At 59.0% G+C, this 12884-nt stretch carries 7 protein-coding genes; 4 read left to right on the top strand and 3 right to left on the bottom strand.

Going from position 1 to position 12884, the window contains the following annotated elements; all coding sequences use genetic code 11:
• Window positions 1–29 precede the first annotated feature (29 nt).
• Window positions 30–1715 (top strand): hypothetical protein, encoded by a 1686-nt coding sequence (locus ACMGFE_RS18465; RefSeq protein ID WP_436926721.1) that lies wholly within the window; start codon window positions 30–32, stop codon window positions 1713–1715.
• Between the two features lie 342 nt (window positions 1716–2057).
• Here the strand turns inward: ACMGFE_RS18465 and ACMGFE_RS18460 are convergent, their stop codons facing one another.
• Window positions 2058–3710: an ArnT family glycosyltransferase gene (locus ACMGFE_RS18460; protein WP_436926720.1), complete on the bottom strand. Its 1653-nt coding sequence runs from the start codon at window positions 3708–3710 to the stop codon at window positions 2058–2060.
• Window positions 3711–4475: 765 nt separating this feature from the next.
• Between ACMGFE_RS18460 and ACMGFE_RS18455 the strand changes: the two genes are divergently transcribed.
• Window positions 4476–6683, top strand: coding sequence for a PKD domain-containing protein (locus tag ACMGFE_RS18455; RefSeq protein WP_436926718.1), 2208 nt, complete (start codon window positions 4476–4478; stop codon window positions 6681–6683).
• Window positions 6684–6791: 108 nt separating this feature from the next.
• Here the strand turns inward: ACMGFE_RS18455 and ACMGFE_RS18450 are convergent, their stop codons facing one another.
• Both ACMGFE_RS18450 and ACMGFE_RS18445 read right to left on the bottom strand, forming a co-directional pair.
• On the bottom strand, window positions 6792–8279 hold the full coding sequence (locus tag ACMGFE_RS18450; protein ID WP_436926717.1) for a lipopolysaccharide biosynthesis protein: 1488 nt from the start codon (window positions 8277–8279) through the stop codon (window positions 6792–6794).
• Window positions 8280–8564: 285 nt separating this feature from the next.
• Complete coding sequence (locus tag ACMGFE_RS18445; RefSeq protein WP_436926716.1) at window positions 8565–10400, bottom strand: hypothetical protein; 1836 nt, start codon at window positions 10398–10400, stop codon at window positions 8565–8567.
• Window positions 10401–10986: 586 nt separating this feature from the next.
• Between ACMGFE_RS18445 and ACMGFE_RS18440 the strand changes: the two genes are divergently transcribed.
• Both ACMGFE_RS18440 and ACMGFE_RS18435 read left to right on the top strand, forming a co-directional pair.
• Window positions 10987–12009, top strand: coding sequence for a DUF8471 domain-containing protein (locus ACMGFE_RS18440; protein WP_436926715.1), 1023 nt, complete (start codon window positions 10987–10989; stop codon window positions 12007–12009).
• A 286-nt stretch (window positions 12010–12295) separates the two neighbouring features.
• Entirely contained in the window at window positions 12296–12877 is a 582-nt protein-coding gene (locus ACMGFE_RS18435) for a metal-dependent hydrolase (RefSeq protein WP_436926714.1), read from the top strand.
• Window positions 12878–12884: the final 7 nt, after the last annotated feature.

Raw genomic sequence — 12884 nt, 5'->3', positions numbered from 1 at the left:
CGCCAAGCCCGATAGTAGACACGGACGAGATGACCGAGGTCCAGGTCGGCGCGTCACCCGGCGACGAAGTGGCCGGAATCGTCAACGACGTCAACAGCGGGGAACTCCTCGTGTTCCCGTCGGGAACCTTCTCGTGGAGTTCGGCGGTCGAAGTGAACGACACCACCAACTGGGGTCTCCGGTGTCAGCCCGACACCGTCTTCGAGGTCCCGGCCGGCTGGGGAGAGAGAGAGGCGAAGAGCGTGCTCGACATCATCAGGGGTGACGACTTCCTGCTCGAGAACCTGACCTACGATTCGTCAGGTCGCGCAGCCCCCGGTATGACAGCCGAAGCGATGAACCGGGCCCACATCAATGGCCTCCACTACCGCTGCAACGGTCCGCTGTCGACCCGCAAGCACCCCAACGGACTCAACGTGATCGGAAGGCGACCCGAAAGCGTCCTCCGGGTCGACAACTACCGCTGTCACAACAACGGTGACATCGGCGCCTATGGGAGCGGGGAGACGCGCGCAGGAGTTTGGGTTGGCCCGGGCCATCACGGCTCCGTCCGGTTCGTCAACCCTGTCCTCTCGGGGTTCCCGAACAACGGGTTCTACGTCTCGCGCACGATGGGAGATGTCGTCGTCGACCGCGGCCTGCTGATGAACAACAACGTCTCTCAGGTCCGCGTGTCCGGGAACGTCAAAGTGCGCGACACGACGGTCGTCATCGACGTCGACAGCTATCTCGACGGCGAAGGGGTTCTCGAAGGAGACAAACACAACACACGTGGATTCTGGGGCGACAGCGGGGACGGGATCGCACCCGAAGGCGGGCTCGTCACCGACTGTTCGGTCATCCTCCAGAGCTATCGGCGCTGCACCGGGCTGGTGCTCCTCGGACTCGGAAACAGCCGCTTGACGCTCGAAAACTGCCAGTTCCTCCTCAACGCGAACATCACCGCTCTCCTCGCGGCGGATTCTAACCAGACGATAGAGACCACGAACTGCTCGTTCGACGGGGTCTCTCTCGGGAGCACGGCCGCCCGAGGTCACCTGACCGGGTCCGGGAACGAGGTCATGGTAACAGTGGACCCCGGTACGCTCCCGATTGACCAGCGGTCCACCGCGTTCGACTGGAATCGGATCCAACCGGAAGCGTTGAGGGCCGCGACTCGCCCGTACGACGTTCCCCTGCTCACGGTCGAAGCAGACGAAGGCGCCGGGGAGATCGGGTACGAGTTCGTCACGAGTGGGGAACTCGCGGCGGGCGAGCGCGCGGACGAGACCGAATCCGTCGAGCGGAACGACGACGGGACGTGGACTGCAACCGGCGCCGTCGCCGACGGCGACGTCGACGACTTCGAATTCAGGGGAGCAGTGCTCGCCTGGCAGGCGGATGAGGGTGACTACACCCTCTCCGTCGAAGAGACCAATGCGGAATACATGAACGATACGCACGAACTGACGGTGGAGGCGGCCACGGGTGTCGACGAGGTCACGTACACTTTCATCACGAGCGGGGAGATCACTGCGAAGGACGGAACCGATCCGGCGGAATCCGTTGAGCGGAACGACGACGGGACGTGGACCGCAACTGGCACTGTCGCCGACGGCGACGTCGACAGCTTCGAATTCACCGGACGGGTTCACGACTGGCGCGCCGATGCCGATGTGAGTCAGTACACAGCCGCTATCGGCCAGAGACCAGAGGAGACCACTCAACGCGAGTGAGAGTATTGCGTGAGAGGGAGTCACGACTGTGTAGACACTGCTGTGGAGGTCTCAGAGCGGGTCGGGCGATTCGGTCCAGCTCGGCCCAGCGACCATCGCTCGTCCTGATAATGTGACCTGTGGACCTGGCTTGGAAACGGTCCGGTTAGATTCGCTCCTGCGTGTCGCACTGGTACAAGAACGGTGTGTCGGTTTACCCCGCTGGAACGTCGTTTTTTGTAGCGGTTATTGATGGGTCGTTCCCACTCCCATCTGTGTCGTGTGAGGCGACCAGTGGAGAGGCCGAGACAGTGACAGTCATCGAGTGCTAGCCATCACACGACCGTTCGATTTGGAATGGGCTCATCGAATCCGAACCAGCGATACATTCTGTTGCCGGTTTGATACTGCTCGAATGACTCGAGTCCGTCGGGTAATCCGGTCCACCGCTGTTGTATTGACGACAGCGATCGCTCCGGGCGGAACGGAATTTAACCGTTCTATCGGGACGCCTTTTGCCCGCGTTCTCGAATAGAAGACAAACGTATGCATCGCGAGGCCGACGTTTTCCTGGATATAGACCGTATCTGCCGAAGTAACGTACTCACCTGCCACTAACCCGAGACGCTTCTGATCGACGAACGGATCCGAATTATATCCCGGTGGTGCCGGCGGCGGTGCACCGGCTGCCCCGACAAGAAGCAATAGCAGAATCCCGCTTTTCACGGGAAGCGGGATATCAATCGAGAACTCGGGATCGCTCCATCTCTTCCAGCGCCAGAGCAACACCGACCCGATCAACGCAAAGGCCCCGGAACGGGTTATATAGCTCCAGATCGGCTCAACTAAGACCGAATAACTGACCAGATAGACGATGGCAGTAGCGATCGCGACGAGTCCAAGAATCCGATATCTCCCAACCACAACTTCGTGAATGAAATACCCGATGACCAGCGCGGTACCGACGAACATGGGGTAAATATACGAGTCTAAATCTCCGATCAAGAGGTACGGTGCATACACGGCTCCGATCCACCACAGAACGAACAACAGCTCTCTCCGCTTCTCGGTGTATTTCGTTCGAATGTCCATCAGGACAGCGAAGACAGCGGGAAAGAACACGGAAGCGAGGGGTTGGAATCCCTCTGGATCTCCCGTGATCGCTACGACGTATTCGACCACGATGAGTGGCCCGCCGTCTCCGTCTGATGCGACCTTGGAAACGAACTGATCGAAAACGAAGACCCTCACCCACTCGTCGCCGAAATTCACCCACATAAACGCAATCCAGAGGAGAGTTAAGACACCTCCGAGGGAGACCCCGACCCAAAAGTTCCGATTTCGGAGGACGTCGCTGTTCCAGACGAACAGCGGGAAAGCGATGAAGAGAAAGATCCCTGCGGCAAATCCCTTCGTCATCACAGTCAACCAGCCAGAGACGCCCATGATAAGCGGCCAAACTCGGTTGTTCTGGTTTACGGTACGCCACGTGCAATACACGAAAAGCGTCCCGAATAGTATCAGCAGCCCGTCTGTGGCCGCTGTTCGAGCAGAATTGAATCCCATGTACAGGTACGGCGTTCCCAGAAAGACGACTGAGGATATGACGCCGACGCTTCTATTGAACAGTCGGATGCCGAACTCGTAGACGAGAAGGGCGGTCAAGATCGCGGCCACAGCCGAAGGAAGACGGGCCGCAAATTCACTGATACCAAAGATCTGCATCGAACCGCTTTGAACCCAGAACGCCAGTGGCGGCTTTTCGAGAAAGGGCCGCGATTCGACCGGTAACAATCCCACGCGAAGCGCTGTGTGCGGAATTGGCCACGTTCCGCGCAGAACGATGTTCTGGGCGGCGTCGGCATAGATGGCTTCATCCCACGTTCGAAGGGGATACGACGATAAATTGGTCAAATATATCGCCGCCCCAGTGGAAATAACCAGTAGAATGTCCCACGGTTCTAAAGTAAACAAGCGCTCCCGAACGGCTGCTAGATAAGAAGTCCAGTCTTCCATTTACAACATCTGGCGTGAGCCGTACGGGCAAAAATATACTTGCGTGAACGAATCGATATCCTGAGCCCTAACGGAGAGATTTTGGTCAGTGATTCACCGATGAACGTATTAAAGAGGGAACGCGGCATTTCCTACTCCAGCAATCACCTCGACCGGTGTCCCGAGGCTTAATTTCAGATAGATGAACGTTTAGAAGGGCTGTGAAATCGGTCCAGCTCAGCTGGCCGTCGCCCGCAGAATGGTAATACCCCACAACAGTTTTACATTTGGGCCCGTCCCCCAACTCCGGTAGGGACTCCCTACTGCCTCTTTTCAGACACCGCGGGGTGAACTGAGGGACCTCGTAACGGAGAAATGGGAGTAAGGTCACCTTTCGTTGGGCCCAACTTACTCTAAAATAACACGTAGGCGCCACCGATGCGTATCCATCTGGTAACTAAATTACCCTAAGCATACCCAAGTCTGGGTTAAAGTGCGACTATGAAGTTGCAGTCGGGAACTATTGTTATAGGATAAAAGATGCCTACCGCCGGTATGGTACGCGAAACCAGCGAGAAGGAAACGAGCACTCACGACCAAACTGACGAGAGAGAACTATCAACCATCAGTGATATTGGACTTACGGACAGTGAGCAACGCCAGATCAATCGACGGGATTTCGTGAAGGGGGCGAGCGTTGTCTCCCTCGCGGGACTTGTCGGATTTTCCGGTGTGGGGGCGGCCGCCGCTAGTTCGTCGCCGTCGTCGCCAGTGGACAGGTCTCAGATGACAGAAGTTCAGGTCGATGTGTCCCCAGGCGACGAAGTGTCGGATATCATCGACAACGTCCAAGCCGGTGAACTCTTGGTGTTCCCCTCGGGGACGTTTCAGTGGTCGTCAGCCGTTCAGCACATCGGCAGGACCGATTTCGGCATCCGCTGCCAGTCCGACACGGTCTTCGAGATCCCGGCCGGTTGGGGCGATTCGACGCAACTCGGCACGCAACAGATCCTCGACTTGAGCGACTGCGACAACTTCCTGCTGGAGAACCTAACCTTCGACTCTCCCGGGCGCGCAGCGCCGGGAATGAAGCTCCAGTGTGACACTGCCGGGCACGTCAAGAACCTCCACTACGCCTGTGACGGCCCGCTGAGCCACGACGCACACGACTTCGGGATGGTGCCGTACGTCAGTGACCCCAACGGCCTGCTGCTTATTGAGAACTACCGCCAGCACAACAACGGCGATATCGGCGGATACGGTAGTGGGGACTCACGTGGTGCGGTCTGGACCGGCCGAGCCCACGAAGGTCACATCTACTTCTCAAATCCCGTGTTGTCCGGGTTCCCGAACAACATCTTCTACACGGGACGGACGACTGGACAGATCACCATCGAGGACGGCTTCCTGGCCAACTCGAACGTCTCGGCGGTCCGCTGTTCGGGGACGACGACCGTTCGCAACACGACGGTCTACATGGACATCGACACCTACATGGACGGCCCGGGAACCTTGAACGAAGGCGCACACAACTTTCGCGCGTTTTGGGGAGAAACCGGAGGAGGCGTCGGTGAACCCGGTGGGACTATCGAGAACTGCGACGTGGTCGTCGAGAGCCTCTGGTACTCCTCGTCGCTGTTCAACATCGAGGACGCCGAGTACATGGACATCAGCGGCACACAGGTCCTCCTCGACAGCGAGAATCTGAACATCCGCGACGGCGTCGTCGTCGACCACGACTCGGTGGAGTCGACGCTCGAAAATTGCCGATTCGACGGTGTCGACACGGAGGTCCCGCTCGGCGACGGTCCGCTCGGAGGCTCGAACATCTATGCCAACCCGGACATGAACCATGGCACGCTGCCGGTAACGAGCACGACCGACTACGCCTTCGACTGGTCGACTGTCCACCCGGAGACGCCCGGCTACACGGGCGACAGCACCGACAGCGGGACGACGAACGAGTCGCCACAGGCGGATATCACCACGCAGATCGACGGCCTGACCGTGACGTTCGACGGGAGCGGGTCGACAGACTCCGACGGGTCCATCGCCGCCTACGACTGGAGTATCGACGGTCAGTCCTACACCGGCGAGTCGGTGAGCGTCACCTTCGACTCGGGCGGAACCTACGCGGCCGACCTGACCGTCACCGACGACGACGGCGCAACCGCGTCCACTACAGCGTCCGTCACGGTCGAGGACGTTGCCAGAGTCGCGTACAACGACGACGCGACCGCTGTGACCGCGAGCCACTACGACGGGTCCAAACGCGCCGGAGTCGAGTTCTCGCTGACGAATCTAACCGATCAGGAACTCTCCGTCGCGACGGTCACCGTCACTCCCCACGACTCGGCGATAAACATGCTCGACGACGAGAGCAACGAGATCGGGGCATTTGTGAGCGAACTCTACGTCGACGCAGACACGCAAGCGGGTGTCTGTGACGTACCTGGCAGTACAGAGATTCCCCGGACCTTCGATCTGGCGAACGACGGTTGGAGCGACAGTGCCGACCGCGTCGCCGTCATGTCCGCCGGATCGGCAGCCACGGTCTCGGTGGGCCGCTTCGAAGACGACGAAACGCCGGTCGACATGCCCGGAGAGCAGATCGACGTCACCGTCGGCTACCAACTTGCCAACGGAACGAGCGGGACCGACTCGTTCACGCTTTCCGTCTCGGAACCCGCGTCGCCGCCGGCAATCGACCAATACGAAGTCACTGAGGCGGGGTCGAAGAACCCGCACGCGAATATCATGGCCGACTGGACAGTTTCCGACGGAGACGGGGACCTCGCGAGCGTCACGGTAGAAGTGATAGACGGGAACGACTCCGTTGTCGATTCCGCAAAGACCTCAGTCAGCGGCGCCGAGGCGTACGACGTCGACTACTTCGAACTCAAACACGTCGACGGACAGACCTTCGATGTCCGACTGACAGTCACCGACTCCGCGGGCGAGACGGTGAGTGCGACGCGGACTGTCTCCGAATAAGAGGAATCGACGAAACACCTCCATATCGGATTGGCCGAACATTTTTTGACGGTTGTGTCCCTCAATTTGGAGGGAGCTGTCCGGCCCACCCCTGCAATGGTACACATATCACTCGGACCGCTGTGAGTCCCTGGCGGGAGACGTATCCCCGTTTTGTAACAGCGAAATGATTTGGTGGATATCACGTCGTTTGATCCCGCCGACGAGGTACACGACGGAAAAGTACACGAGCACGCCGACTATCGGATAGATGACCAATCGAAGCATCCTCGTGTTCGGAACGTTCACGACGTAAAGCAGTACCCCGGTCATCACCAGCGAGCTCAGGACGGCCTTGCCAATCCTCACTTGCGGAACATCGATAGAGATGTGCTGGCCGACGTAGAAGTAGACGTATACGAGTCTCGCAGCCATACTGACCACCATAGCGACCGCGGCTCCGAGCAGTCCGATGACCGGGAGAAGCGCAACATTGATGACTACGTTCAAGATAAGTGCGACAGTCGTCCCTTTGGCTACGATCTCGTTTTCCTCTAAGGCGTTCAGAACGTAGACTAACGTGCTTTCGTACCCTCTGAACAGAAACGCGGCCGTGATGATCGGAACGAGAAACCATCCTTCGCGTGCGACTTTCTCGGTCGCCAAGAGCCGCAGAATCGGATCAGCCAGTAACGCGATACCGAACAGCAGCGGGACTGCCAAGAGGACGAAGCCGGTGAGGAAGTTGTTGTAGAAGCGCTCTATTTCACCGATCTCGTCGTTCTCCCATGCGGACGTGATAGAGGGATAGAGCGTCGAATTGAACGCGTTCGCAAACTTCGGGAAGATTATCGAAACCCCGTACGCGACGGAATAGATGCCCAATGCGACGGGGTCCAGAAAGTAGATGATGATGAATCTGTCCGACTTCGCGAGGAGTTTACTCGACAGTTCGTTGGCCACCATCGGAGTGCAGTACGAAAGATACCGCTTGAGGTTGCCCCCGTTAGGCTTCCGGAGTCGTTTCGGGACGTACAGTGCTGCAATCGACAGATGAACGAAAGTGGTCGAGAGCAGAATCGCCAACAGGCCAGCGGTGATAGTTTCGACCAACACGAGGGCGACGACTAGCGATGCGGTTTTGATGGCGATATCGGCCAGCAGTATTAGCTCGTACGTTTTTATTCGGTCCTCCGAGCGAGGGACGTTCTTGAGTAGAATTCCGACGGTCTCGATGGTAACGAGGAGAGCAGCTATCGTGAGGAGGTCCGCTCCGAAAATAGATTGATCCGGGATAGACAGGGAGGCTAGCTGGAGGCCAAAGTACAGTACCAACGCCGAAACGACCGAGGACACGACGGAAAGAACCAACAGATCAGAGACTGTCTGGCCCCGTCGTTCCTCGTTGGGCGTGTAGCGGATCAGGGCTCCGTGAAGGTGGAGCCCCCCGATAGCAGAAACGAAGCTAATCGAGGTGATGAGAAGCGTCCAGACGCCGTAGGCACCGACTCCCATCAGTTTCGTGATGATGGGGACGACTATCACGCCACGCACCATCGTAAGGACGTTCCGAGACATCGCGACCCCGGAGTCGGTCAGGATCTTCCTGAAGTCCATGAGTGAATCCAACTACGAGCGGCGAGAAGGCGCCCAAGCGGACTCCTCGGAAGTTGTGAGGGCCAGGGCGTCGATAGCGGCACACTGACTGCTGTTCGTTCTCGGTCGGCTATCCATTGGACAGTCGCAAATCAACCAATCGATTAAAAGTTATTCGGGGGTTTGTCGAGACCACGGAAAGAAAGGGGAGCGATACGGGCAGATCGCAGTCGTTACCGCACGCTTCTCTCCTTCTGATGGTCCATTCGGGGAGTGTGGACGGCTGGCAGACTTCAGACCAGGATACTACTGGGGCTCGTTCTCGGTCGCTCGAAGGCACTCGAGCATCGATCCGCCGTCGGGTCGCCAGATCACCTCGGCTCCGTTGTCGTAGACGACGCTCCGGTTCGCCGTGGAGAGCTGACAGTCGTAGCCTAGATAGCGTAGATACTCAGTGAGGCGCGTGGAATATATCACTGGACCGGAGTCCGGTACTCTCGCTTCGCTGTTGAAGACGAAGTACCGGATATCCATCTGCCTCGATTGGTTCATCGGGCCGACCGGATACGGCGTGTGCGGCGGCACAACGACGTCGTGTCGGGGATACTGGTCACCGACGAGTTCGCCGGCCTGCGTCTCGTGGTATCCGATCGAGTCCCCCCCAGCTGTTAGCGCGTTGTTGACGTAGAAATTCGCGGTGAGCACCGGGGAGCAGAGCGCGAGTACCACGATGAGGACCACGAATACCCGCTTGAACTTCACCGCTCCGACGAAGAAAACGGCGGTGGGAAGAAACGCTACCTGGAGCACTCTGGTTCCGTACATCGAGGATATCATCGTCGAGTAGAGGAAGAACACGAAGCACGCGAAGATGATCTCGACCTGGTAATCGAGCACACCGGTCCTGTGTTCGTCCAAGGGGTCACCGATGTGGGAGAGCAGGAACGAGACCGAAAGTAGCCCGAACAGCGCCAGGAGGACGAACTTACTTCCCTGGTTCACAAAGAGATCGAGCGACCTCGGGACGAGGTCGTAGAGAAGTGCCTCCTCGGGCCCGCCACCGCTGGGCGCCGACTCGGTGGAAATAGGAAGAAACGGGGACAGGAGGGATACGATCGGGCTCCCTGCGGCTTCTCCCGGTGAGGACACGAGATCGACCACGGACCGGGGCGGGTTCTGGACGAAGTAGATGGAGAAGAAGACAACCGCTCGAACGTACGTCGACGAGCCGTGGGACGTCCACGTCTCCAGCGAGAGCGTCCGTCGAGCGAGGACGAGCGGGTGGCGGAAAACGTCCGCGGCTGTCGAGAACGATTCGTCGGTCGCGTACGACCGGATGAGCGACGACACGACCGGCCGGAACAGGAGGGCGAGGGGATAGAGAACCGGGAAGACAGGGTGAGAGAACACCAGTGCGACGAACAATGCGAGTTCGACTGCACGCCACTGTAGTCCGCGCTTCTCGACGACGTTGAAGAGGAAAAAGAGGGATATCAAGGCGAGAAACTGCGGGACGAACTGGTTGTTGAGGACCGGTTTCGCAAGGATGAGGTAGGCCACCGACGCGATATACGCGGAGAAACTATCGCCGAGTCGGAAGGCGAACAGCCAGACGGCGATGACCAACGTGAGCGTGTAAATCGCGTAGCCAAGGTCCATCGTCGGGATGATACCCCCGATATCGTACACTCGGTTCAACAGGAGGGCGAAAATGTGATTCAGTGGGTACGAGAGATATCCGAATCCCTCCGCTCTGGCGGCCGAAAGCGTCGTGAAGCGCGACAAGAGCGTCAGATCGACGATCTCTCCGCTAGTGTCACCGCTCGGAATACTGTAGAAGAGGAGATTGTTCGAATACAGCATGACGTAGAACAGCAACGCCGACGCGAAACTCCACAGCGGTGCGTTCGTGAAGTAGGCGAACGCCGTCGTCGTGAACACGGAGACTACGACGAGTGCCCAGTACCCCTGGGCCTGGAGAATGCCGGTAGCGGGGAAGCTGAGCGGATACCTGTGATAATAGATCAGCGCCAAGCCGACTATCTGCAGACACAGTGCGAGCGCGGCGACCTTCGAAAGCCGATTTCGATCTGCTACCGAGAATCGAGACCCGATACCGTCCGTGTGAGAACTCTGGCTCATGTCTGTATTCGCTTTCGCTATTGCCCGCCATCTATCTCCAAACGGGACAGCAGATCCGGATTCTGAGGTCCATACCGTCCGGACTCGTCGGCGGAAACGAGTTCGAATGGTGAAGCACGGGCCGACTCGGTTGCGTGGTCCGACGTCTGTTGCAGTGATACAACTGCCTCCGCATATCGTTATATTGTGCTTTGTGAGACCGAAACGCGGCGACGGCCCGAGGACACGCTCGGCGTCCGGTCGTCCGTCCTCGGTTCGGCAGGAACTGGTCTCATTTCGAGAATATGGAGTGATTTACGGTGTCGTCTCTCTGTGTCCACGGATATCAGGTCTCAGCGGCTGACGAATACGTCTCTCCGGGTAGGGGCGGGCTATGATCCACGGTGACACTCCGCGTGCCGAACGAGAGGAATCAGAGGTGCGCCGTCGAAGAACCGCTCCTGCAACGGCCAGAGGTTCTGAGAGGGGATCGCGACCGGCGGGGTGAGCATTCAGCGTAATCTCCGATACGCCGCACTTACTCGTCACAGCGCCGCAGTTGGGAGATTATTCTTACAGTGTTCCTGGAGCGACTGATCTCCGGACGATGTCTACGAACGTCGGCAACCGAATTCTGAGGCCGATACGTCGATCGATACGTGAGATTCCGGTCGACATCGGGGCTGTCCTCGTGCTCGTCGCACTCGGAGATCTCTCGCTGCTACTGCCATCGGTCACGGACGTTCCCGTTCGGCTCGCATTCGAACTTCTCTTGGTGGTGTTCCTGCCGGGCTACGCGGTCGTCGCTGCGCTGTTTCCACGATCGAGCGGCCGATCCGCCACCGAAGATGCGGAACGGGACGCGACGTTCGACCGCAGAATAGAACCCACGGAACGGTTCGGTCTCTCGTTCGGGCTGAGCCTCGCTCTCGTTCTCCTGATCGGTCTCGTCCTCACCTACACGCCGTGGGGACTCCGACGACTACCGATAATCGTGAGTGTTAGCGGATTCAGCGCCGTCGCCGCCATCGTTGCCGCTGTTCGGCGGGCACAGGTCCCCGAGGAGGAGAGGTTCACAGTCGACGTCAGGAGCCGGATCGCCCGGCTTCACAACGGATTTCTCGATCGGAGTTCACCGCTCGATACGACGCTCAACGTGTTCCTTTCTGTGGGCCTCCTTCTCGCCCTCTGCAGCGTCGGGTACGTCTTCATGATACCGACCGAGGGGCAGCAGAACACTGAGTTCTACGTGCTGACCGAGAACGAAAGCGGAGAGCTTGTCGTCTCAGACTATCCGCAGGATTTCAATGTCGGGGAGACGAGCCCAGTCACCTTACGAATCCAAAACGACGAGTCCAAGGTACAGGAATACACGATCGTCGCCTCCCTTCAAAAGATACGTCACACCAACGGTACGACGACCGTGACCGAAAGTCGGGAGTTGGAACGGATACATACCACCCCCGTCGAACGCGGTGGCACCTGGACTCGGGAGTACGACATCGAACCGACGATGGCCGGCGACCAGATGCGAGTCGCCTTCTTCTTGTATCGGGGTGAGGCCCCGAGAGATCCGACGGTTAAGAGCGCCTATCGGGAACTCCGGCTCCAGGTAAACGTCAGCAGCTAGCTGTTCTCGGCGCGTTCGAATGCCGCTCGGACTGCCGCGCTGTCCCACGCCGGGTGCGAAACCGCTGGCGACCGGCCGAGCCACCTGTCGCCGTCCGACGCCGCGCCGAAGCTTCCAAGATGCCAGTCTGCTTCGTAAGTGACGTCGGTACCAACCAGCTACTCGTTACGAGAGCGGGCATAACAAAGCCCCTCTATCCGGTCGATCAGAACGTGACTGACCATCCTTGTGTGCCCGCTGAAACACCGGACAACTGTGAGGACGACCCGGATCTGGCAGCCTGACAATGTGGCCCTGGGAACACCTGGCAGTCGGATATCTCCTGTATTCGGTCGTGGCACGGACGGCATACCGGCGTCTCCCCGACGCGGCCGGGACGATTCTCGTCGCGTTCGGAACCCAGTTCCCGGACCTGATCGACAAACCGGGGAGCTGGGTGTTCGGCGTCCTCCCGAGCGGCACGTCTGTCGCCCACTCCGTGTTCGTCGCGCTTCCGGTGAGTATCCTCGCCATCGGTCTGGCCCGTTGGCGCGGTACGCCGACCCTCGGCGTCGCTTTCGCCGTCGGATATCTGTCACACCTGCTCGGGGACGTTCTCTACTCGGTTCTACTGGGCGGCGAACCAGCCGTCGGTGCAGTCACCTGGCCGCTGGGGCCGCCTCCAGCCGAAGCGAACGAGCCAGTCGTCCCGATAGTCGTCCGCCTGTTCTCTCAGTTCGCTGACCACCTCGCGAGCCCGGCGGGATTCGCATACGTCGTCCTCGAAATCGTTCTCCTGTCGCTCGCGCTAGCGCTCTGGGCGAGAGACGGGATGCCGGGCGTCAACCTGATCCATCGCGTGCGGTCGGTTGTCCCGAGGGGCGGATAATCGACAG

Source organism: Halosimplex amylolyticum (genome assembly GCF_051414035.1).
Lineage (GTDB): Archaea > Halobacteriota > Halobacteria > Halobacteriales > Haloarculaceae > Halosimplex > Halosimplex amylolyticum.
Note: the sequence above shows the minus strand (reverse complement) of the source record. Positions and strands in the feature narration are given on the sequence as shown.

Excerpts from the sequence above, each read along its gene's own strand:
- ACMGFE_RS18465 (WP_436926721.1), top strand. The coding sequence starts at position 30 with ATGACCGAGGTCCAGGTCGGCGCGTCACCCGGCGACGAAGTGGCCGGA.
- ACMGFE_RS18460 (WP_436926720.1), bottom strand. The coding sequence starts at position 3,710 with ATGGAAGACTGGACTTCTTATCTAGCAGCCGTTCGGGAGCGCTTGTTT.
- ACMGFE_RS18455 (WP_436926718.1), top strand. The coding sequence starts at position 4,476 with ATGACAGAAGTTCAGGTCGATGTGTCCCCAGGCGACGAAGTGTCGGAT.
- ACMGFE_RS18450 (WP_436926717.1), bottom strand. The coding sequence starts at position 8,279 with ATGGACTTCAGGAAGATCCTGACCGACTCCGGGGTCGCGATGTCTCGG.
- ACMGFE_RS18445 (WP_436926716.1), bottom strand. The coding sequence starts at position 10,400 with ATGAGCCAGAGTTCTCACACGGACGGTATCGGGTCTCGATTCTCGGTA.
- ACMGFE_RS18440 (WP_436926715.1), top strand. The coding sequence starts at position 10,987 with ATGTCTACGAACGTCGGCAACCGAATTCTGAGGCCGATACGTCGATCG.
- ACMGFE_RS18435 (WP_436926714.1), top strand. The coding sequence starts at position 12,296 with ATGTGGCCCTGGGAACACCTGGCAGTCGGATATCTCCTGTATTCGGTC.